This window comes from Pseudoalteromonas sp. J2K-J979 (assembly GCF_058169715.2).
Genome location: NZ_CM200281.1, coordinates 3,569,050 through 3,592,897, shown reverse-complemented (window position 1 = coordinate 3,592,897; position 23,848 = coordinate 3,569,050). Strand labels below are relative to the sequence as shown.

Genomic DNA, 23,848 nt, shown 5'->3' with positions numbered 1-23,848 from the left:
ACAAGCGGTGTTGGCCAAGGCGATAAACTGTCGTTTTGGCGGATGAGCTGTCAATATTGGCGATAAAAGGCCGTTACAAAGGGCGGTTTTATCACTTACGGATTGGGTACATTAGGCTTTTTGTTTAAATTGCTGAGTATGAAAGTACGCATAGTGAAAAAATTAAGAACCAAAGTTGTTAGGGTGATCGAGCTAAAAATTAAAAAGCCGGTTAATCAAAAGATTAACCGGCTTAGCGCTGGGAATTGGGTCGATGGATGTTAGAAAACCAAGGTAAACCCAGCATAGAGCGTGGAATCAAAATCGAGCTGTTTATAAATACTGTCGGCTGGGCCTAAATAGCGCTTTAAGCCGAGTTGCGCCGTGTGGCCATTGGGCCAAATATAATTTAATTTGGCATTGAGTGATAAACCTAAATCATCTGGGTTGAGCAATAACGTGAGCTCTGGGCGCCAATTGTTTGCACTATAACGAGCATGCAGCATCAGATTGTTTTTAAATAAATTTTGGCTCGAAAACAATTGTTGCTGCGCTGCAATATAATGACGGCTAAACGGATTACTTGCGTGGGTGGCAACTTGGGCATCAAGGCCTTTTATCATCTTTTTCCATTGGTTTTTTGAGGGTGAACGGCCATCAAACCAATATTCAGCAATAAAAGTCACCCCATACGAAGTGCTAAAATTAACGCCCACTAAACCTTGTAGCGCACCCTGCTGCCAAAGCGATTCAACCGGATTAACAAACTCGGTTGCGGTTAAATCTGGTGGGTTAAATTGCGCCCCCAAATAAGTATCTTGCCAAAGGATAGAAGCGTGGACTGCTAAATGATCGTTGAGTACAGTTAACGCACTCCCACCTATGCGCAGTTTCATATCTTGATCATAATGGGCTAAGCCTTGAAGTTCCCATTGGTCAAAGTAACCATAATAACGTGCGCCGCAACCTAGGCTTTTATCTTGCTGCTGCCCGGCTACTTTGTAAAATGCTTGGCTTTGGTTGCACAAAACGGTCCAAACGCCATCGCTGCTAAACCAGTCTGCGCTGAATTGCCAAGCCCCTGCTGCAACGGCCGTATTGATAGCCAGCGGATCTGTTGGCGAAAATAAATCAAGTGGGCGAAAGCCATAACCCACTCCCCAATCGACCTTTTTTTTACCCAGCGAGAGCTGCCAATCGGCAATCGAAAAATCATATAAAAACTCAGCGAGCTCAAGTTCATGCTCGCTGGTTTGGTTATCACGTTTTTCGTGCCAAGCGGTTGCGGCAAAACGAAATCCTTGATTTTCATAATCAGCATCTAAGGCGACAAAATAACTGTGGCTATCTTCGGCGGCAAACAGCACGCTGTTGGCACTATTTTGCATTTGATTGAGGTTACGCACACTGATATTACCGGTGCTTGCAAATGAGCTAAATGTGCAAAGTAATACGCTTAATAAAATATATTTCATATCGACAACGCCCTAATTTTTGGTGATAAGGGCAGTGTATGAAACGCTGCAAAGCGGCACTTGAACAAGTGATAAAGTGTACTTTTTCGCGATAAACGGCTTGGTTGACCGATGAACGAGCGGTTAAATCTTTAGGCAACTCATTCAGAGGAATGAGTTGCCTAAATTAAGGTGTGAATTAAAACGAAGCGTTGAGTGTTAATTCAATGCTGCGTTCAGCCCCCATCCAACAACGTCTGATATCAACACAGCTGCCAACATAACGTTTGTCAGTGAGATTACTGACAGCTAAGCCCAGTCGATATTGATCGCTGAAATCGTAAGAGGCCGCAAAATCAATCAAGGTATAGGCCGCAATGACATCCGAATTGTGTTTATCGAGTTGGCTTTCACCCACATAACGCAGGCCCCCATTAAGCTCAAAATTAGAGCTGAGGTAGTAATTGAGCCATAAGGATGCTTGCTGTTCTGCAACCCAAATTGGCGTGTTGCCTATTAAGCTAGGATCATTGGGATTTTCAGTGACTGTGATATCTAATTGAGTCACATTGGCGGTCAGATCGACTTGCTCGCCAAGCTGTTGGAAAACGCTAATTTCAACACCTCTTGATTGAACTGCACCACTTTGGGTTTTCTTCATAAAGTCAGGGGTACTGGTAATGATATTTTTCTTATCTAAATCAAAAATGGCCGCGGTGACACGTGTTGTATCAGACTCATTTTGATATTTAACACCGGCCTCAATTTGGCTGGCAGTGGTGGGTTTAAAGGCTTTGCCGGTAATTGAGTCTTTACCGGCTGTGGGCTCAAAGGACTCGGAATAACTTAAATAAGGAGCCACGCCATTGTTAAAGGTATAAATGGCAGCTAAACGCATGCTCAGTTCATTTTGATTGATGTGTGTTTCACTTTCGTAACCGCCTTCATTATCGTCACTGAGGCTTGAAAAATCATCGTAACGCAAGCCAACAATGGCGGTGAACTGATCTTGAGATAGCTCGTTTTGCAGATAATAACCACGCTGTTGTTGCGTGAGGCGACTTAATTGGTGGTACGTATCAAATGGTAATTGGTCAACATCAAATAAATCGTAATTAGGTTGAGATAAATCGATTGCAGGGGTGTTGTTACCAAAGGTATCGTTATACTCAAAGGTAGAATCAAGAGTTTGATATTCGAAGCCGATTAAAAGGTTATGCTCAATTGAACCTGTCTTGAGCTGCCATGCGTATTGATTGTCGATCACAAACCCTTCGATGTCTTCAAGAGTCTGATAGGCACTGCGTTTATAAATTTTATCGCCATCGGCCAACCCTTTTCCGTAAGTGTTACGTAAAGTGGAATCACCTTGGGTGTAGCGGAAATTTTGCAAAAAAGCACTGTTGTCATCAAATTCATGATTGAGTTTGTAGCCCATCATGGTGACTTCGCGTTCAAACATCGTCCAATTTTTATCACCCGCATACGCATTGGAATCTAATTTGCCATAGCTGGCGCTGTAAACTGTACCAACACCTGGGAGAGAGGATGAAGGCAGCATGTCAGGGTCATCTTGATAGTATAAATTGACGTTTAAACTGGTTTTGTCACTGATGGCCCAAGTTACGGATGGGGCGATGAGCGTGCGCTGCTCTTGTGTTGTGTGCTGCTGACCATCGCGACTTCGTGCCAAAGCAATCAAACGATAGTTCGCAGATTCAGACATTGCACCCGTGCTGTCGAGGGCTAGTTCGGCTAAAGCTTTAGTCCCGATACGGGCGCGAATATTATGTTGGTTGTGCGCTTGTGGCATTTTTGCTGTTTGGTTAACCATCCCTCCTGGAGGGGCTGAACCATATAAAACCGAGGTGGGCCCTTTTAGGACTTCAACACTCTCAGTGGCAAAGGCATCAACTTGTGGCGCAAGGTTGTAGGCTAAATTGTATTGTAAAGGCAGTCCGTCATAATAATTTCGATAACTTTCAAACCCTCGAATCGAATATTGGTCAAATAAAGTGGCTACACCGCGGCTTTCAGGTGTTACCCCTGGCACATATCGCAAGGCCTCATTCACGCTATCAACTTGGCGTAGTTGCAATAATTTATTGTCATAAACCTCAAAACTCATCGGCGATTCCATCGGCGTTAACCCCGACTTTGTTCCGGTTGAGCGATAGCTCTTTCCATATATTTCAATGGTCTCTAATTCTTCGGTTGTTTTGTCTTCTTCGGCAAAACACCAAGAGTTGACCATACAAAGAGTAAGAATGGATAGTTTGAACGTAGATTTAAATAACAAGCGACCTCCTAGTCAAGATAAAAAATCAATGGTTGACACCAAAATGGAAACGCGAATAGTATATATTCTCATTTGCATTTGTTAAAGATGTTTTTACAGTTAAGGCGGTAATAGTTATGGCGCAACTCAACGTGCTTCAACCAAAGCAAAAGCAGCTACTCAGTTCTTCCTCCCAACCAAAGATGGTTGATGCGATGTTTAATGATAAAAATTTCGAGTTATTTCAGGAGGGTATAGAAAAAGTTATTGCTGTATTGTCAGAACAAATACATGAAAACCAGCAGCCGTTCAGCGGAGTTTTACCCGATGAGTTAGCGTTATCGTTTCAAGATATAGATCTTGAAAAGCCCCTCAATAATCTTGATGAAGCACTGAGTGAAATTGTAGATCTGTATTTAAAAGATGCTGTGTATTTTCATCAGCCCAAATACTTAGCTCACTTAAATTGCCCTATTGTTTATCAAGCAATTTTGGCGGAATTAATAGCTTCCTCTATCAATACAGCTGTTGAAACTTGGGATCAAAGTGGTGGTGCAACGTTTATAGAGCAAAGTTTAATTGATTGGACGGTGGCAAAGATTGGTTTGGGTGATTTAGCTGACGGTGTTTTTACGAGTGGCGGAACACAGTCAAACTTAATGGCCATGTTGCTAGCAAGAGATTTTCAATGCCAGCAATATTTCGGTGGTATTAATAAACAACAGGGGCTGCCAAAGGATTTCCATCGTTTAAAAATATTCACCTCTCAAGTCAGCCATTTTAGCATTCAAAAAGCGGCGGCTATATTAGGGCTGGGTTATGACGCAGTCGTTAGTGTGCCATGTGATCCATATTTCAGGATGGACACAAATTACCTTGCGAAGGCACTTGAGCGTTGCCAGCGGGACGGTGATATAGCCATGGCTGTAGTGGCAACAGCAGGAACAACAGACTTTGGAAGTATTGATCCACTAGGTTCAGTTGCTAAATTAGCCAAACAACACGGAGCTTGGTTCCATGTAGATGCAGCGTATGGGGGAGGGTTACTCATCTCTCCAAAATATCATTATAAATTAGCTGGTATTGAGCAAGCCGATTCTGTGACCATCGATTACCATAAATCATTTTTTCAACCTGTAAGCTGCAGTGCTTTTTTTGCGAAACAAAAAAAACACTTGTCTGTGGTGACTTACCATGCTGAATATTTAAACCCATTAAGCCAACAACAAGCTGGAGTACCTGATTTATGTAACAAAAGTATCCAAACAACACGTCGATTTGATGCACTTAAATTATGGCTTTCTTTAAGAACTGTCGGGGCTGAAAATTTGGGAATCGCTTTTGAGCAAGTCATGCATTTGGCGCGGCAAGCTTATTTACTGTTAATTTCAGACTCTGAAATTGAGGTTGTACACCAGCCACAACTTAGCACTTTAGTGTTTCGGTATTCGCCCAAAAGCAGTATTGATGAGGAGGTTACAGATAATGCTAATTGTTTTATCCGCTCTCAATTGTCACGTCAGGGGCACGCTCTGATAGCCGCAACAAAAATTCAAGGCCGACAGTATTTAAAGTTTACCTTTTTAAATAACACGACTCAGATCAAAGATGTTCAAGAGGTACTGGGATTTATCAAGCAATATGGTCAGCAGTATTTAGAAAACCACTTTCCCTCACAACCTAAAGCCAGTGCAATTTTAGCTAAGGAGAGAATTAATGCGTGAGCATACTTACGATTTTATTGGAGTGGGGATTGGGCCATTTAATTTAAGTTTGGCGTGTATGTCTGCACCTCTATCAGGGGTTAAAAGTTTGTTTTTAGATAAACAACCGAACTTTAATTGGCACCCAGGCATGATGCTGCCAGATGCTACTTTGCAAACTCCATTCATGTCGGATTTAGTCACTTTGGCCGATCCTACCAGCCCATTTAGTTTTTTGAATTATATTAAACAGCAAGGGCGTATTTATTCATTTTATATTCGTGAAAATTTCTTTTTATTACGCCAAGAATATAACCAGTATTGTCAGTGGGCAACGCAGCAACTCCCTAATGTATTATTTAATTGCGATGTACAACATATTGAGTTTGATGTATCAGCAGATCTATTTGTAGTGCAAACGTCGCAAGGCGATTACTTTGCTAAGCACTTAGTGATTGGCACCGGACCGGTTGCGCGAATCCCTGAATGTGCGAAAGAGTTATCTAGAGATGCAGTTCATTCGAGTCAATATCTTAAACATAAAACTGAATTACAAAATAATAAATCTATTAGTGTGGTAGGTAGTGGTCAAAGCGCAGCTGAAATTTTCTATGATTTGTTACAGGATATCGATCAGTTCCATTACCAATTGAATTGGGTTACACGCTCGCCCAGATTCTACCCTCTTGAATATACCAAACTTACTTTGGAAATGACCTCACCTGAATATGTTGATTACTTCTATCAACTTCCCAGTGAAAAGCGCCAGCAGCTCAATTTAAGCCAGCATAATCTTTATAAAGGAATAAACAGCGAGCTAATCAATAATATTTTTGATTGTTTATATCGCAAACAATTGAGTTATGAGCTTGATGTTAATTTACATACAAATAGTGTGTTATCAGCCATTGAGTACAACCCTCTCGTTCAAGCATTTCAAATGCAATTTCAACACCATGAGCAACTCCAAGAATTTACAATTCAGAGCGAAGGCGTTGTGTTTGCAACAGGGTACCAACCCCAGCAACCTCAATTCCTTAGTGGCATCGAAAACTTGATTGATCGTGATGAGCAAGGGCAATTAAAAGTGGCGCGTAATTACAGTATTGATAAAAAACATAATCGTATATTTATTCAAAATGCTGAGCACCATACTCATGGTTTTGTCACTCCTGATTTAGGCATGGCTTGTTATCGGAATGCTTGTTTATTAAGGGCCATTACTGGGCATGAGTATTATCGAGTGGAGAGGCAAATCGCTTTTCAAAAATTTGCAGCTCCAGGTTCTGGTTTATCAAAAGAAGTAGAGTTGTTTCGCGCATGAGCCACATATTTAAATATTCACTAATTGTATTGACTTTATTTGCTGTTATTTGCGATTCAATGTTAATGCCGTTTTATCCACAGTTTTTCTCCACTGAGTTTGCCGTATCTGATCCTAAAGATATTGGGTTATACGTAGCTTCTATAGGGATTATAGTGATGTTTTTTTTCCCTTTCTGGGCACTGGTAGCAAAAAAAATTGCTGTGCTGCCTTTATTGGTTGTGACGCAATTTGCTGCCGCTAGTTTGAGCATTGCGTGTTACTGGAATGAAGAATTGGTCACTTTTTGGGTTTTATCGTTAGCCATGATTGCTTTTAAAGCTAGTTACCTATTGGTTTATCCATATTTGATGAGTTTTGAAGATAAAAGTAAGTACACCCAAACTATTGGGCTCTTAACTGTAGTTGCTCATTTTGGAGTGATTATTGGTGCTGTCATCGGCGGGAGTGTTTTGGAATTTACAGAGATTAAATATGTATTTTTGATTATGGCGATGGGCGACTTCATCCAGATGCTTGTGTGCTTATTTTTAATAAAGATTGCACCAAAGCTAGCATCAAGTGAAGAAAAACAGACGCAACCTCGGGACAAACAGATTAAAGGTCGGGTGATTTTCTTAGCCCTTTTGATGATGAGCTTTTATTTTAGTGTGTACTTGATAAGACCATTTTTTGCTACTTATTGGCACACTTTAGTTAAATTTGGAGGGGATGTGTTAGCTGGTGTCATCTACGCCTTACCGGCTTTAATGGCATTGATAATGTTATGGAAAAACTACCGAGATCGAACTGCTAAGGAGACACATCGCTTATTTGCTGCTTTGTTGTTGGCGTTGGGAGGCATGCTGTTACAAACATCCTCGATTGTTGGGCTTTTCATTATAGGGCGATGCTTATTTGGGTTAGCTATTTTTGTCATCATGGTGAGATTAGATTTGATTTTGTATCAAATTAGTACTCCTGATTCTTATGCAAGCGATTACAGCAAAGTGCACTTTTTTCAAAATTTAGGTGTACTTATATCTTCTTTCTCAGCTGGCTTATTGGTGAGTTGGCAAGGCTTAGTAATGCCATTTTGGATAGCGAGTTTAGGCTTGGGAATCACATTAATACTGGTGTTCTTTTTTGAAAGAAAGCCATTAGAGCACTTTAAAACCGAGCTGCCAGTTAATTAAAGCGGCATGCACCTTTACTGACAATAAAAGGATTTCTAATGAGTATGCAATTGGCTCATTCTGCGCTTTTTCAGCGTAAAACCTCTTTGGGGATATTTAGTTTTTGTGCTTTCGATCTAGAGCGCGACACTGATTTGTTACACTTGTGGGTTAATCAGGCACATTCCCTATATTGGGGGATGCAAGGGTTTGAGCGAGAGCAGGTTTATCGTGAGTATCAAGCTCTGTGCCAGACAGCAGAGGTATATATTGGCTATTTTGCTGAGCAACCATGTTTTCTAATCGAGGTTTATGATCCTCATTTCGACTCGCTTGCAGAACATTATCAGGTTCAAGCTGGAGATGTTGGTATGCATCTGTTAATTGCACAACCAGAACACAAAATATCAGGTTTTTCGTGGGAGGTATTCCAAACGGCTATGCATTTCTTACTTGAACAACTCCAATATAAACGTGTTGTTGTCGAGCCTGATGTGAGAAACAAAAAAATTCACGCCCTGAATAAAAAAGCAGGGTTTTGTTACCAAAAAATTGTTTATTTAGATCATAAAACAGCGCATCTGGCATTTTGTACCCACGCTCAATTTAAACAAGCCACAAAACAGGAAAATCAGGTCATGCAATATTCAGAGGCTCTCCCAGAGCAAACTGTATCACATTTATCAATATATAATTGGCAGCAGGTCAATCGCGCCTTGATTTGTAAAGCGTTGAGTGAGTTTGCTCACGAAAGGTTAATTCAACCTTTAGTGACTAATGAAGAGGGTGAATGGTTATTTTTTGAATTGAAAACAGATCACAAGGAAGTCCTGTATCGTTTTAAAGCTAAGTTGCTTGAGTTGAACCATTGGCAGATAGAAGCAGCTTCAATAGTGAAGCAGTCACACGACTTACCTGCAGAATTAGATGCGATGGCTTTTATCAGTGAATTACATAAAAGCTTAGGTATCAGTTCAAGTATGCTGCCAACTTATCTTGAAGAGATCGCAAGTACATTATCAAGCAGCGCTTACAAATATGCACAACCATCCTTGACTGCTCGGCAGCTCGTCAATGCTGATTTTCAACAGATAGAGTGTGCGATGACCGAAGGGCATCCGTGTTTTATTGCCAATAATGGACGCATTGGTTTTGGTGCTATTGACTATCGCCACTTTGCGCCTGAAGTCGGAGCACCAATTCGGTTGATTTGGCTTGCTGCACATAAAGCTAAACTGGTTTTCTCGACCACAGCCGATCTTGATTATACCAAATTAATGGAGCAAGAACTGGGTGAGTATCAGATAGAAAAATTTGAAAAAAAACTAAAAGAGAGCCAGCTAAACCCTGAGCAATATTTATTTTTTCCTGTTCACCCTTGGCAATGGTTTAATAAGTTAGCCGTTTTGTTTTCACCGGATATTGCTGAACAGGATTTAGTCTGTTTAGGTTATGGTGAAGATAGATATCAGGCTCAGCAATCTATTCGTACACTTTTCAACAAAAGTGATTCGAATAGGCGCTATGTCAAAATGGCCTTGTCGATTCTAAATATGGGATTTATGCGAGGATTATCACCTGATTATATGAAAGCAACACCTGCAATTAATGATTGGGTTGCTCGTTTGGTGAGTCAAGATCCCTACTTTAGTGAGTCTGGTTTCAGTATTTTGCGAGAGGTAGCGGCAATTGGGTATCATAATAAGCGCTTAGAAGCAGCGACAGAACGCCAAAGTCCTTATCGCAAAATGTTGTCGGCTTTGTGGCGAGATAACCCATTCGTGGGATTAAAACCAAATCAACGCCTAATGACAATGGCGTCGTTTCTTCATATAGATGATGAAGGGGTGGCATTCTTACCTGAGCTAATTAAGGCTTCGGAGGTTGGAATCGAGCAATGGGTTGCTTGTTATTTAAAGAGTTATTTAGACCCGCTGTTACATTGCTTTTATAGACATAATTTAGTGTTTATGCCTCATGGTGAAAATGTAATTATGGTGCTCGACAATTATGTTCCTACACGAGCTATCATGAAGGATATTGGCGAAGAAGTCGCACTATTAGATAAAGAAGCATTATTAACTGATTCTGTGGCACGTATTATCGTCGAAATGGATGATGATCTGAAAATATTGTATTTGTTAACCGATGTATTTGATTGTTTTTTCCGTTTTATCGCTAATATTCTAGATCAACAACCTGATTATTCACAGCAGCAATTTTGGCGACAAGTTGCACACTCTGTCTTGCTGTATCAGCATACCCACCCTGAATTACAAGAAAAATTTATGCAATATGATTTATTTACAGAAGAGTTTGCACTGTCTTGTTTAAATAGGTTGCAATTAACAAATAACAAGCAAATGATCGATATAGCGGCTCCAGCTGAAAATTTAAAATTTGCAGGGGTGCTTAAAAATCCTATTGCTTGTTTTAAAAATTTGAATGTCACTGAGCTGGCTTTTTAAATACCTCAAAAAGCTTTATTGAATAACTTTAAATTAATATGCATGTGTATAGCTTTTTTATGTACAACCCTCAAACAAGGCAAGCTTGGTCGCTTGCCTTGTTTTTGAGGGTTATAGGAGTGCGGGTTTGTTACTGTAGGCTAACACGCGTGCGTTATGGTGTTTGACTAGCATTACACATAGCAGGCTCACTAGGAGTAGGGCTACATTTACTAAAATTACGTCTGAGATTAGGTAATGAGCCATGGAGTGGCCAGATAACCAAGTTACCGCATCATAAACAGGGCAGATAACAAAGAATAAACCCGCGATGCTGAGTTGCTGCAACATGGTTTTTCGTACATGAGAGCTAAGTAGTGCATGCACTAAACAAACGAGCAAGACGCCCCAAAATATGGCTGGTAAAAGACTGACTTGTGACAGTGATTGTGGTGCAAAACGCGCCGCAATAAAGCAACTCGCAACGGCGATTAAGGTGCCACTCGACAGTGCAATTGTCATGGCTTTGACAAAATGCAAACCGCGTTGACTTTGTTGGCGATTTTGTTCGCGCTTTTCAAGCCAGATTAAATTGCCAGTTAAAATTAAATAACAACAGCTTAGCCCTAGTATGAAATAGAGCATTTTCAAGGCATTACTGCCAAACTCTGCTGTATGCAAGGTACTTAATACATCATACGTGCCTGCTGTGGCAGATTGGCTGGGGGCATATTCTTTAATAAATGTGGCATTATTAAGTTGATAAGTGAGGCGGGTAATTCGCTCAAAGCTGTGTGGTTGTGTCAGGCCCACTTCGACTTGCGAGTTGGCATCATTAGGCACAAATATATTGATGAAATACACGTTTTTATCAGGATGACGATGGGAGGCATCAGCCACTATTTCGTCAAGGCGCGTTAAATCAGAAGGCTCCCCTGCTAATTGCGTAATTCTAGGGGGACTATAAAAGTCAGCGGTCTCCATCAGTGCCGGAATATTGCCTTTAAAAACAGCAAAACCAAATCCGGCCTGCAAAATGATACTCAAATTGAACATCACTCCTGTTAGGGCATAAATAAACGTGAAGGGGAGTGCGCTGATGCCAATTAGGGTATGGCCATCAAGGTAAATGTCTTTTCGTCTTGCGGTTCTGTATTGGTAGTAATGGCTGATGATTTTTTTCAATACCAGTAAGCAACCAGATAACACCATGACAAAAAACAATAACGAAATTAGCCCGACGAGTTCAGTCCCACCAGTATCAAGCATTAGGTTGATATGCATTTTGTACAACATATGGCCTAAATAATAATCGGCCTGATCGAGTGAAAGCTGCTCACCCGTGAAAGGATCGAAGCTTTGGTTGATATCAACATGCTCACCTTCTGGTGTTTCTATTTCAAAGTAGCTAACGTAATACGGTTGAGCATCGGTTGGAAACTCGATAAACACGCCATGATCATCAGGGAAAAGGTGCCCCTGTTCAGTGATGTTTTGCGCAATAGTTGCAACGGGTACTTGGGCTCGTTGCTCTGTTAGTTGTAGGTTCGGCGCATCATATTGCATATCCCAGAGGACAACATTTTCGCGGAAAAAAGAGATCGAACCACAGACAAATACAATCATTAAGATGCCTGAAATGATTAAACCAAGCCAAGCATGGGCATGTGTCAGGTTTTTTAAGGTGGATTTATTCATAATGTTGGCCCCGCAGCCAGAAAAAATGTCGCCACAAAAATAGTGATTGTAGGCAATGCTAACTTGGCCGCTCTTAACCAAGCCTCTTTGTGGCTGTTGGCCGCATAACACCAAGTCATTATTCCTGCCCACGCAGTTAAGGCGATAACTAGCGATAGGGCTAAAAATAAGTTAATAAAATTAGGGAACAACAAGCTTAATGTGCTGGGGACTAAGATCATCACCACAATTCCAGCCAATAGGCCGGCAAAGGTTTTATGCCACATTAGGCACCTCCCAAAAGTTCTAAAACAATTGCCAGTATGCAAACAAAAACAGCACTGGCTGCTGCCCAATCGGGTTTGTGATTAAGCAAGAAAACCGGGGCTGGAATAAAAAACATAAAACCCAGCAAGGTAAAGATGAGCGCAAGCGGTAACGTAAATAGTGCCTGGGTAAGCAAGTACACAGTACTGAAGCCCAGAACACACATAGCTAATACCGCAGACCAACGTGGAGGTTGAAAGCCTTGGTTGCGAATAAATTGCTGCCTAGGGCTGGTAGCGTACAGTAACATGCCGCAAAGCCAATAGGCTGGTAATAGAAAGAAAAACCCCATGTTTATATCCTTACTACAGAGTTAAATTAATCTTCTCCTAAATTGACGGTGAAGGTGCTTGCATAGCGCACACCTTAATCTAGGAGGGTGAATGTGTTTACCAGTCAAAAACGCCGCGTACAGTTAAAGCAAATTCTCTTGGTTTGCCTAAACGAGGGTTACGGACGCGATTGGCTACGAAATATTCTTCATCCAGTAGGTTTTTACCGACTAAATACACACCAATACTTTCCCATTCGTAACCAAGTTGCGCATTGACTAAAATGCGGGCATCGTTGTGTAAGTCAAAGTAGATATGGCCTGGCTCTAACCCATCTCGATACGGGTTGGTACTATTAGGGGCTTCACTGGCATAACTGAGGTTTATATCGGCAAATAATCCTTCATCACCTTGGTATGTAATTCCTAAGTTATGAGTATTTTCAGGAGCAGGAAATTGACGACCAGACAGATTAAAGGTGGTTTCGCCTCCACCAGGATTCGGGGTAACGACTTTGAATTGAGTAAACTCTGTACCAGAGTGGCCCAGCGCTAAATAAGTTTTTAAATTGTTATTAATAAGATAATTAAGCTCTAGCTCAAAGCCTTTTACGGTCGAGCGACCCACATTAACTGTCTGCAAGTCGAAATTATTTGGTGATAACTGAACAGACACTTGCTGATCTTGCCAATCGAGATAAAAAAGGTTGGCATTGGCGGTTAATTTACCCCCTAGCCAGCTTGAGCGTACAGAAAACTCGTAGTTATCGGTGTACTCAGGATCGTATTGAAAGACTTCAGATCGAGCCTGATTGACCCCAACCCCACCTGAACGATAGCCTTTTTGATAGGTGAATGTTGAAGTGATGTCATCACTAAAATGGTAACTAACACCTATTTTAGGTAATACAGTATCGAATGAAGCGTCACTTAAAGGAGCTGTTTGTGACGCGTTTTCAGCTAAACCTAACAGTAATGAATTGATCCCAGAGATTAGCGGCGCGATTGCAGCATAAGGAGTGCCAATATAGTGGTTTGCTTGGGGCATTTTATCTTGGTTGAGAATTGTGTATTTCGCATCCGAAGCATTTTCTTGCTTCTCTCGGTCAAAGCGAATACCAGCCAAAATATCCCACTGATCATTTAGATGCCAAACACCGTCAGCAAATAAAGCATAGCTTGTTACTTGACTGGTGCTTAATGAAAAGATTTCAGTTTTGGCTGGGTTAAAGGCATCGTATTGGCTAACAACTAAATCAGCAATTTGCGGGCTAAGTTTATACTGTGCTTGCAATGCGCTACTCGAGAGCCCTAAACGTGCGAGTACATAATTATTAAAGCCTGTGCTGAGTGCCGTCGAATCACCTTTAAAATAATACGCCCCAGCAACGGCACTAAAGTTATCGGATTCAAAATTAATACGAAACTCTTGGGTTAAGGTGTCTTCTTGGTTGTCGTAAAGAGTCGAGCTGCCAGTATCGGTCACAGGCAAATTACTCAACCCTTGTGGATAATCTGAGTCCCAATCAAAGTTTTCAACGACATCTGAATACGTGGTATATGAAGCTAATGAAACGGCTTCATTGAGATGGTAATGCAGTCCAAGAGCGATTAAATCAGTGTGTATTTTTCGCTCACGGGTATCATTGTATTGGGTTACTCGGTATGCAAAGGGGTTGGTACCCGCATCGATTGCTAAGTTGGCATCACCATATTTACGCTCAGCATTCATCAAACTTAACTGGGCAGAAAAGTTTTCTGCTTGGGTAGGGGTGTAAAGTAGCTTGAGGCGATAGGTATGCTCATCATTAAAATCAGAGTTTGAATCATTATAGCTATTGGTGACAGTGCCATCATACCGCTTTTCTTCTGCGCTGATTCTGAATGCAAGTTGCTCTTCAATCAGGCCACCACCAAGTGCGATGCCTGCTTCTTGTTGGCCATTACTGCCCAGAGTTAGTTGATATTTACCCTCTTGGTAAAAACTCGGATCTTGAGTATTTAAAATGACCGCGCCAGCGAGGGCATTGCGGCCTTGTAACGTTGATTGCGGGCCGCGCAATACTTCAATCTGTTTGGCATCCCAAGTTGAGAATGAACCATTACGGATCAAGCCTGATGGCAAAGGCGCACCATCAATATATACACTGGCTAAATAGCTATTGCCACCACCAGAGACATTAAAACCATCAATACCACGGATACTAAATCCGTAATCATCGGCATGTGTATTTGCTGTGCGAACAAGCGCATCGGTGAAGGTGTTAATTTGTTGTTGTTCGATTACTTCACTGGTTAGAACCGCCACGCTACTAGTGGTTTCTTGTAAACTTCTGGACACTTTTTGACCGGTTACCATAACTTTTTCAATATTGTCTTTAACAGATGTATCGGTCGGCTCTGCGTATAACTGGTGACTGGCAACACTTAGGGGAATTAAAAAAGAAGTACGTAATGCAAAGGTAAGGTAATTTATGTTCATTAGAGTGTTATTTTACTTCTTGGTTGTTTAGCAAATAAAAATGGTAACAGAAGTGAGGTTGAAAATCATTATCATTTGATTTGGTGGGGAGGTGAAAATGTACTTTTTACTTTCTGATCTTCTTTAGCAATGACGAGACGCGTTATTTACAGAATGATGAGCTATGGCTTGGTGTATTTATGATTTTAAATCATTGAGTTAAAAGCTAATCTCGTTACTTGGTGAGATTAGCTGGGGTGTGCTGTGTTAAGGGGGTTAGTCGCAATAGAACAATGGGCACACCGAACAGCCCCGATAGTGGGTCTTTAATTAACAAGGTTAAGGGTTGTTGGTTGCTTTAGCGCTCTCTTTTGCTGTAGCAGTGATATTTTTATTGGGAGTAAGCTGAGTGTCTCGAGCACTCATCTGGCAATGCTCAACTTCTTTCACTTCACCTTGACCATCGCTGAGGTAACATTGCTCTAGCACTGAGCAATAACAGAGTTCTGTGCTGGTTTTAAAGCGGGCGGTATTTAATTTTTCCCACAATACTTTGTTGTGAGTGGTTTTTGATAAGGTCAGCACAGGGATATTTTCACCACTTGCTAACAAGCGATTGTGCGTGCTGGAGGTCATGATCCAGCCAAATTCTTTAAAAAAATCAATATCGGGCGATTTTTTCTGTAATTCTTTAAGTTGTTGGTAGTAAGTCTGGGTATCAAAGCAACAAGCATCGAGTAACTGATTGATATCTGTATAAGTTTGATCGTGATAGTTAAAATGTACATATTTTATCAGCGCAGGACCCGCTCCTGAATTTTTCAGCGCAAATGAAATTTCTTCGCGTTTTTCGTCTTCATTAAAGTTACCGGTACTGATCTCAAGCCAAGGCCAAGTGGCGGCTTTAACTTGGCGTTCGGCGGCACTGGCTTGAATAAACGTGGCGTAAAAGGAGGCGGCAGAAATAACAATGGCACAAATAGCCAATAACAAATTCAACCGTTCATTGGTAAACCAAGGTTGCTTGGTCTGACTTGCTAAGTCGCTGTTAGGTGCGGCTGCATCAATCGGTAAGTGTTGATTATCCATAGTGATTTATTTTTATTAGTAACGGATGAACAGAACATCAACTATAAAGAATGCTTGCCCAAAAGTGTACTTTATTGTGCCGATCGATTTGCTGGAATCGAGAGGCTGGGGGCGCCGCATTAGTATCTGCGGGAAGTGGGCTGGCTATGCAAACTGCAATTTAAACTGCTCTTTATATCGTCTGGAAAGGTTGAGTTTTTTACCCGAATATAAACTTACTTCGCTGTCACCGCTTGGCAAGGGAGTGATTGATTCAATCGCGTCCAGTTTAACTGCATGACTGCGATGGATGCGGCAAAAGCCATGTTCTTCAAGTTGGTTACTTAGCTGAGTCAGGGTTGCACGCAGTGGATAAATACGTTCACCGCTGTGTAAATTAACATAGTTGCCTGATGATTCGAGCCAATCAATGTCATTGACCTTAACAATAAATTCTTTACCAAGCTTTTTAACTAAAAAGCGGTCGAATTGGGTTGGAATAGGGTCGTCTTCATTGTTGGATAAGGTGGAAGCTTCGCCAATAACTTGGGCAAATAGGTAGCTAAAAACCTTGATCATCACGATAAAAAACACAAATGCCCAAAGATCTTTTCGGTATTCATACACCAGTTCAAACCAACTTAAGCCAAAGTCATAACTGCGCCCTTGGAGCCCATAAATGAGTTTACGCAGCCCGACCATAATGGCAACGTGCAACAAACAGTAAAGTACTGAGGCCGCAAAATAGCTAGCCAAGGATCGCCCAACAGCTTGCCAATTAAAAGGCTGGTGTTTTAATAAATACAGTAAAGCAGGAAAGAGCAGTAAGGTGCTCACCGCACTCGAATATTCCCACACAAAGGGTTCCCACACCATAAAAGGGAAGTTGCCTTCGCGTTGTGCTTCCATAATTTGTGACGTTGCGTTAATGCTGTTATTGATCAGCACATACGTAGCTAAAAAGAAGGCGACATACCAAGCTTGGAATTGCTGAAAATGGTGGAGCTGATCGCTGTTTAATGTTCGCATAACTGACCCGTTCGTCACGTAAATCGAGACCATAAACCGCAGCATAACAAGCTCAGCTTATTTGGCCAAGCTCCTCACCCCTCTGAACCACCGCTTATCCCTATAGATTGTTTTATCAGCTTTTTATGCTGGCGTTTGTCGTTGTTTTCATCAGTATCAAGTCCCTTAATTAATCGTGTGAGAAGAGAATATCATGCTTGCAAACTGCGTAAATGGGCTTAAAAAAATCGTATCACCTTGGCAGCAAATATTTAGCCAAACAGTGACAAGTCCGCCGAGGCGTTTTGATCTCGATTGGCTGAGAGTGCTGGTTTTTGGCTCGTTGATTTTTTATCACACGGGCATGTTGTATAGCCAAAATTGGGGCTTTCATTTTAAAAGCCAATACTTAAGCCAAGGTGTTGAAAATGCGATGCTGTTATTGTCGCCGTGGCGAATGGCGCTTATTTGGTTTATTTCAGGTGCGGCGCTGCGCTTTATTATCGCACGTTCGAGTTTTACATATTTTGTAAGCAGTCGGAGTATCCTGATTTTATTACCGTTGTTAGTGGGTATTTGGTTGGTCGTGCCTGTGCAGCTTTATGCCGAAATGTCGCAAAAAAGTGGTCTATCCCTTAGCTTTTGGCCGTTTTATCGCGCTTTTTTTGATTTGTCGCATCCCCTTTTTATCGATTACCAAGCGGGTATTTGGCCTCATGTTGATGTTAACCATCTGTGGTATTTGCGCTCATTGTGGCAATTTACTTTATTGCTGGTGCTGGCACTGCCTCTCATCCATCGCCCCTGTGTCCAAATGGTCTTTGCGCGTTGTTGCAATCAGCCACTTTATATTATTTTTGCGTTGCTCTTATTACCCCTTTGTGCGTTGAAGTTGAGCTGGCCAAGTGAGACGTTTCGTTACCCCATGGGGGCCTTATTTTTATTGTACGGGTATGTATTAGCCTGGCAGTCAGCGTTTTATAACCAATTACTGCGCCATTGGCGGGGGTTAATGGTGCTGTTTATTGTGGGGTATTTACTGGTGCTGGTTGGGTATCAAACGATTTGGCAAAGCCCGACAGCAGCCCAGTGGCAAATTACCAGCATGGATATGCTCTACACTGTACAACGCTTACTGGGCGTCATGTTCATGCTGGCTTTGGCGCAGCGTTTTTTAAATCACGATCACTCACTATTACGTCAACTCAATGGTGCTGTTTACCCATTTTATATCCTGCATCAAAGCATCATTATTGCCTTAGCGTTTTGGCTGACTCCCATGCAACTTGGCTCAATAATCGAACCCTTTGTTATTATTAGTCTCACCTTTTTGGGCTGTTGGTTGTGTTATGAAATTGTGCGTCGCAGCGATTTTCTCTGTCCACTGCTGGGCATCAAGCCACGTCGTTATTACAGCGCAAAGCAGCGACAAGTCGCAAGTTGGTTTGGATTGGTGCTGATTAGCCCTCTGGTGGTGGAGTTATTGTTTTAACCTTATGAAATGGTGATATGAGTTCTTCTTGTTAATGAATTTCAAGGTGTTTTATAACTTTTTTAAAAAGTTGTTTACATTTTGGGCGCACTCGTTTACTTTAGTTTTGTACCTTAAATGGTGTTTTATAGTTAGTATTAAAGAGAGTGAATATGAAGAAATTATTTATAGCAGCGGCTGTTTTATTAACTAGCAATGCATTTGCTAGTAGCGAGCCGGTAGAAGTAAAACTTTTTAGCTGGGCCTCTGCTGGTTTACCTGTTTCCTTTCCACAAACCTATGTCATTAATAAAGATTCCTCAGTGGCTTTTAGCAAATTAAATTATGGGTCAGAAACAGAATATTTAACTGCATGGAAAAGCCAAACCAAACAAGCTGACCTAAACATTGAAGCGATAAAGAATAGCTTTCCAGAATTATACAAAACGATAGAAAACAAATGGGCCGGCAATGATCAGATAGTGATCACTGTTGGCGTTAATAAATCAGTCGCAGATTGCGCTCCTTGTACGCAGCAGGGTGAGTTATTAGCAAAACAGAATTATTTTGAGTTACCTCATATCGAGGTGATGTTAACAAAGTAATAAAACATCAACAGAAACAAAAACATAAAAAAGGAAAAGTATCATGAAATCATGGTTAAAAAAAGCAACAGCAGTCGCTATCGGTTCAGCAGCGTTAATCAGCGCACACGCAAGTGCAGCAGCAGCTGACGCAATCATTATTATTTGTGATGCAAGTGAGTGTTTAATTATTATCATTCGTTAATCGTAAATTAATGATAGATTAAAAGGGTTATACTCATATCGGTATAACCCTTTGTTAGTTTGAAATAAGGCATGGAAGTAGATGCAGATCCCGCAAGATAAACCAAAATCACCCTTTTCAAAGTTAGTCCTTTTTATTCCCCTTGGTATCTGCTTGATACTTGCTTTGTTTATGTTTTGGCCGACAGGGAATCAAGTTACGATTCAAAGTGCTTATGTCGAAGAAGGCAATATTTCTGAACACATTCCATTATATGGGCGACTCAGAGCTGAAGTGGAACGCAGTATTATTCCTAAAATTTCAGGCGCAGTGGTCAACAAGCTTGTTAGACCTGGCGATATAGTCACTCCGGACTCCGTTATTTTAGAGCTCAGTAATATTAAGATTGAGCAAGAATATACAGATGCGAAAATGGCGGTGATGTCTGTTTTGGCCAACATGAAAGAGTTAGAAAGCCAGTTACTTAGTCAGCAACGTAAATTGAATAACCATGTTGTTCTCGCAAAATCAAAACAGGCTCTGTATGAAGTTGAGCTCAGCGCGAAGAAGAAATTGTATGTTAATCAGGTGATATCTGAATTAGATCTTAAAAAGGCGGAACTGGAATTCCAGCAAGCTCAGCTTGGAGCGCAACTGGGCATTGATGAACTCAATGATTTTTCGCAAATTAAAGAAGCAAAACGTGCAGTGGAAAACGCCCGGTTAGAGCAAGCCAAAGCGCGCTTGGATGTAGCAACAAGTAATAAAGAAAGTTTGCTGATCAAAGCCGGGATGCATGGTGTCGTGCAAAGCCTTGATAGTACGATTAAGGTCGGACAGTGGTTAAATGCCGGTGATAGCCTAGGCAATGTAGCGCAAGCAGATAAACTGTATGCCGAAGCAAAAGTAATGGCGAGTTACGCATCAATGCTTGAGGTCGGCCAGCATGTTACGCTCGAAATTAAAGGTGAGGCTGTTAATGGAGTGGTCAATCATATCGAACCGAATGTGGTTGAAAATCAAGTCCAACTTTATATTGTTCCAGAAACACTTCCCAATACTGCGCGTTTGAATATTGAGTTATCAGGGCGCATCACAGTGATTGATAAAGCCGCTTTAGTGGTTGCGCGTCCAGATTATATTAGCGATAAAAAAAGTGACCAAGCCGTATGGGTCATCGACGGCAATGGTGATGTGCAAATGCGCGAGGCGGTGCTGGGATTGATTACTCAATCACAAATTGAAATTATCTCAGGACTTGTGCCTGGCGATAGAGTTGCGTTGTCTAACGTAGGGTATTTATAAAATGGCGAATTCACAACAACCACTTATCGAATTAAAAGCGCTCACTAAACATTTTGATCCTAGCACCAACAGTACTCCTGTTTTGAATGGAATTAACCTCGATATTTATGCGAATGATTTTGTTGCGATAACCGGTTCTTCGGGCTCAGGTAAATCGACCTTGTTATCGATTATTGGTTTACTCGATACGCATAGCCAAGGCGAGTACTTACTGTGTGGCACAGAGGTGAGCAATTTAAGTCGATATCAAATGTCACAACTGAGAAACCGCAGCATAGGGTGGATTTTTCAAAACTTTAACTTAGTACAAGATATGACGGTACTTGAAAATGTCATGTTACCTCTAACATATCAGGCTCAATTTGATAAAAGTAAGGCCAAACAGGCTGTATTAGAAGCGCTAAGACAAGTGGGTATGGAAGACAAAGTCACGCAGTACCCTTCTAATTTATCTGGCGGACAGCAACAACGTGTGGCAATCGCGCGAGCAATTGTCACTCAGCCCGATTTAATTTTAGCCGATGAACCTACTGGGAATTTAGACAGCGAAAACTCGACCTTGATTTTTGAATTATTACTGTCTTTACATCAAAAAGGCCGCACGATTGTGATGGTCACACATGATGATGAACAAGCTAAAAAATGCCCGAGCCAAGTCATTTTAAAAGATGGCAGCGTTATCGCGAGTAATCACACTGTACATCGAGTTGCTCATGCTGTTTGATTTTATTTATGGGTTACGCAAAACCAAACAAAATATAAAACAGCTATCTTTGTTAGCGATTTGTTTGAGTGTGGTGATCAGTGCATTTGTCATCGTGATGGCTTTGGGTGAGCTAGTACTGGCTGATCGGCCAAAGTGGTTTGAGCAAAACAGTACTTTTTTCACTATGGGAAAAAGCAGTGACAATGGCACTTTAATGCCCGTCGCTAAACGAGACTTAAACCTGCTGGTTGAGCAAAATAACGTGAACGAAGCTGGCTCTGTGGTTTTGCTTTCAACGCCATTGCAAATGAGTGATACGCCGCAGCAACATAGTGCTTCACTTGCAATGTTCAGTGAGTCATTACTCGCGTTTTTACAACCATCGATTCGAGAAACCTTTAATGCTAAGGCCCAGCATGCAAGTGCGTGGGTAACAGAAAGCTTTTGGCGTAAAAACCAGCAAAACTTGCCGAAAATAGGAGACGTTATTTATTTAGGTGAAAAGAAAGTTGCCTATACCTTAGCAGGAATTTTACCTAAATATATGAATCGCTTAGGGAGTCAGTCGATAGACTTTTGGTTAAATGACAGCCACTACCCTCAATTTATCAATATTTCATTGCAGCTCCCTCCGGGTATGGCAGAGCAAGATGTGGCGAATATTCTGGCGGATGCAAGAAAAGAAATCGCCCTTCGCGTTGAAAATAGATACATCGTTATTTCTACTGTGGCCAATGCCGACCCAGAAAAAATACTCACAAGCTTTAATGAAGCTCAAAACCAAGCGCAAGGTTCGACCCAATTTCAGATGCTTGGAGGAGGGTTAGAATATCGGCTTATTTCAGGAGTAGAATTTGCGCCGCAAGTGAAAACTAAGTTAAGCCAACAGTGGTGGGTGCTACTGTTTTTTATCTTAGGTTTCGCGCTGGTGACGTTTTTTAATCTTATCTCGTTTATTTCTGGGCAGTTGGTTCACCGACAGCAAGAACTAACCATCCGCATGGTTTGCGGCAGCCACTTACATGCATTACTCAAACAGTTCTCACTCGAAGCATTGCCATTTTTGGCTCTAACGAGCTTGATCACGCTCAGCACTTTAGGGGTTATTTATAGCCAATTAGCTCAGTCCGACGAAATGATTGAGGTAATTGGGGTGGTATTACCGACTCCAAGTGTCATAGTGGTGTGTATTGCGATTTTGGTATTATTATTGTTTGCCTTTGGCGCTTTTTTAGCACCTTGCCTCAATAGTTTTAAACAAACACTCTTTATTCGCCAAGTAGGTGAGGGAGAAACAAAAACACAAGCAAGGATGCAAACATTAATCGCCGCCTCGCAAATGGCGGTTGCAGGCTTGAGCTTGTTTTTTGTCGGCTTATATTTGCAACAACAATGGCTGCAGCGTGATATTTCAGGCCTAGATGTGCAAAATACCGAATACTCAATCAAGCTCAAAGGGGCGTTATCTGTCACCTCAGGAATGGTGAATGCAACCTTACAGAGCGACTCAAAGCTGGCTTTTTCAGCCAGTAGTTTTATCGACCCAGATACCAGCTATCAAGACATTGAGGTGGTAGGTTCAGGGCCAAATGACAGCCGACGATTACATACGCTACCGATTTCTGATAATTACTTTTCAATTTTAAAAGCGGAGTTTATTCGCTATGGCAAAATTGATGAGCACAGCGTGATGTTAAACCAAGCCGCTTTTAATGCACTAGGCCTAAATGCACAAACGAACCTAGACACGGTCAGAGTCAAATTAAAGGGTAAGTCATACCGGGTGGCGGGCGTGGTGAGCAATTTCCCTCACTTTGGTCAACATAACCGAAACGTACCTTTTTTATATGTTCACTATAAAGCTCACAGCCCGTTTTTAAGTGGCCATTTTATTCGCAGCCAAACCGCGGCGCTGTTTGAGCCTGCCAACTCAACTTTGGTATTACAACCACAGGGCAGCCTTGAATTGCAAATTAAACAATTTGACGCGCAACGGTTATGGTTTATTGCGTTATCGATTGGGTTATTGTTGGTTTTGCTGTGTGCGACGATTGTGACGCTTTATTTCCATTCTAATGCGCGGATTAAAAAAGATTTTGTACGATTTGGTACCTTTCAAGCATTGGGTGTACCTGACCCACATTTATTTAGGTATTGTGTCGCATTATTTAAGGTGCCTTACTTGGTCGCAATAGCCACAACCGTTTGTATGTTTATGATTGGCTTAAAACTCATGTATTGGCCAGCCAATGCTGCGTGGTTTGTGCTGATTGCGATTAGTTTGTTGAGCGCTTTATCGTCTTTGTTGGCCTTACAAGGGTTTCGCACCGTGACGAAACGCCCGATTGCAAACTTGTTAAAGCCATCTTAATCCCCGTACTGCATAGGGCCATTTAATGGCCCTATGCGCGAATCATTTCCCCGCTTTTCTTGGCTGAAATAATAGA

At 41.5% G+C, this 23,848-nt stretch carries 18 protein-coding genes; 10 read left to right on the top strand and 8 right to left on the bottom strand.

Annotation, left to right across the window (positions count from 1 at the left end):
• Positions 1–260: 260 nt before the first annotated feature.
• The gene (locus AC3KVK_RS16340) at positions 261–1,454 is read right to left on the bottom strand and encodes a hypothetical protein (RefSeq protein WP_490311313.1); all 1,194 of its coding nucleotides are present in this window, start codon (positions 1,452–1,454) and stop codon (positions 261–263) included.
• A gap of 178 nt (positions 1,455–1,632) precedes the next feature.
• Positions 1,633–3,732, bottom strand: a complete 2,100-nt coding sequence (locus AC3KVK_RS16335) for a TonB-dependent siderophore receptor (RefSeq protein ID WP_490311314.1) — start codon at positions 3,730–3,732, stop codon at positions 1,633–1,635.
• A gap of 116 nt (positions 3,733–3,848) precedes the next feature.
• Between AC3KVK_RS16335 and AC3KVK_RS16330 the strand changes: the two genes are divergently transcribed.
• The 4 genes from AC3KVK_RS16330 to AC3KVK_RS16315 are packed head-to-tail and all read left to right on the top strand — an operon-like array spanning position 3,849 to position 10,360.
• A complete protein-coding gene (locus AC3KVK_RS16330) occupies positions 3,849–5,435 on the top strand; it encodes a pyridoxal phosphate-dependent decarboxylase family protein (RefSeq protein WP_490311315.1) in 1,587 nt (528 codons plus the stop codon).
• The gene (locus tag AC3KVK_RS16325; protein WP_490311316.1) at positions 5,428–6,738 is read left to right on the top strand and encodes a lysine N(6)-hydroxylase/L-ornithine N(5)-oxygenase family protein; all 1,311 of its coding nucleotides are present in this window, start codon (positions 5,428–5,430) and stop codon (positions 6,736–6,738) included. Before AC3KVK_RS16330 ends, AC3KVK_RS16325 begins: the two co-directional genes overlap by 8 nt.
• A complete protein-coding gene (locus tag AC3KVK_RS16320) occupies positions 6,735–7,913 on the top strand; it encodes an MFS transporter (protein WP_490311317.1) in 1,179 nt (392 codons plus the stop codon). Before AC3KVK_RS16325 ends, AC3KVK_RS16320 begins: the two co-directional genes overlap by 4 nt.
• Positions 7,914–7,951: 38 nt before the next feature.
• Positions 7,952–10,360, top strand: a complete 2,409-nt coding sequence (locus tag AC3KVK_RS16315; RefSeq protein ID WP_490311318.1) for a GNAT family N-acetyltransferase — start codon at positions 7,952–7,954, stop codon at positions 10,358–10,360.
• 111 nt (positions 10,361–10,471) lie between these two features.
• On the opposite strand, the gene AC3KVK_RS16310 is transcribed toward AC3KVK_RS16315, so the two are convergent.
• From AC3KVK_RS16310 to AC3KVK_RS16285, 6 genes are all read right to left on the bottom strand, one after another.
• A complete protein-coding gene (locus AC3KVK_RS16310; RefSeq protein WP_490311319.1) occupies positions 10,472–12,037 on the bottom strand; it encodes a PepSY-associated TM helix domain-containing protein in 1,566 nt (521 codons plus the stop codon).
• Positions 12,034–12,303: a hypothetical protein gene (locus tag AC3KVK_RS16305; RefSeq protein ID WP_490311320.1), complete on the bottom strand. Its 270-nt coding sequence runs from the start codon at positions 12,301–12,303 to the stop codon at positions 12,034–12,036. Before AC3KVK_RS16305 ends, AC3KVK_RS16310 begins: the two co-directional genes overlap by 4 nt.
• Positions 12,303–12,635, bottom strand: coding sequence for a hypothetical protein (locus AC3KVK_RS16300; RefSeq protein ID WP_490311321.1), 333 nt, complete (start codon positions 12,633–12,635; stop codon positions 12,303–12,305). Before AC3KVK_RS16300 ends, AC3KVK_RS16305 begins: the two co-directional genes overlap by 1 nt.
• A gap of 97 nt (positions 12,636–12,732) precedes the next feature.
• Positions 12,733–15,096, bottom strand: a complete 2,364-nt coding sequence (locus tag AC3KVK_RS16295) for a TonB-dependent receptor (protein ID WP_490311322.1) — start codon at positions 15,094–15,096, stop codon at positions 12,733–12,735.
• 318 nt (positions 15,097–15,414) lie between these two features.
• The gene (locus tag AC3KVK_RS16290) at positions 15,415–16,164 is read right to left on the bottom strand and encodes a hypothetical protein (RefSeq protein ID WP_490311323.1); all 750 of its coding nucleotides are present in this window, start codon (positions 16,162–16,164) and stop codon (positions 15,415–15,417) included.
• Positions 16,165–16,308: 144 nt separating this feature from the next.
• Entirely contained in the window at positions 16,309–17,172 is an 864-nt protein-coding gene (locus AC3KVK_RS16285; RefSeq protein WP_490311324.1) for a LytR/AlgR family response regulator transcription factor, read from the bottom strand.
• Positions 17,173–17,365: 193 nt separating this feature from the next.
• Here AC3KVK_RS16285 and AC3KVK_RS16280 point away from each other — a divergent pair, with 193 nt between their 5' ends.
• The 6 genes from AC3KVK_RS16280 to AC3KVK_RS16255 all read left to right on the top strand — a co-directional run bounded on the left by AC3KVK_RS16280 (position 17,366) and on the right by AC3KVK_RS16255 (position 23,772).
• Complete coding sequence (locus AC3KVK_RS16280) at positions 17,366–18,643, top strand: acyltransferase family protein (protein ID WP_490311325.1); 1,278 nt, start codon at positions 17,366–17,368, stop codon at positions 18,641–18,643.
• Between the two features lie 152 nt (positions 18,644–18,795).
• Positions 18,796–19,227: a hypothetical protein gene (locus AC3KVK_RS16275; RefSeq protein WP_490311326.1), complete on the top strand. Its 432-nt coding sequence runs from the start codon at positions 18,796–18,798 to the stop codon at positions 19,225–19,227.
• Positions 19,228–19,270: 43 nt separating this feature from the next.
• The gene (locus AC3KVK_RS16270) at positions 19,271–19,411 is read left to right on the top strand and encodes a hypothetical protein (protein WP_490311327.1); all 141 of its coding nucleotides are present in this window, start codon (positions 19,271–19,273) and stop codon (positions 19,409–19,411) included.
• Positions 19,412–19,492: 81 nt separating this feature from the next.
• A complete protein-coding gene (locus AC3KVK_RS16265; RefSeq protein WP_490311328.1) occupies positions 19,493–20,695 on the top strand; it encodes an efflux RND transporter periplasmic adaptor subunit in 1,203 nt (400 codons plus the stop codon).
• Between the two features lies 1 nt (position 20,696).
• A complete protein-coding gene (locus AC3KVK_RS16260) occupies positions 20,697–21,419 on the top strand; it encodes an ABC transporter ATP-binding protein (protein ID WP_490311329.1) in 723 nt (240 codons plus the stop codon).
• On the top strand, positions 21,409–23,772 hold the full coding sequence (locus AC3KVK_RS16255) for an ABC transporter permease (RefSeq protein WP_490311330.1): 2,364 nt from the start codon (positions 21,409–21,411) through the stop codon (positions 23,770–23,772). Before AC3KVK_RS16260 ends, AC3KVK_RS16255 begins: the two co-directional genes overlap by 11 nt.
• The last annotated feature ends 76 nt before the right edge of the window (positions 23,773–23,848 follow it).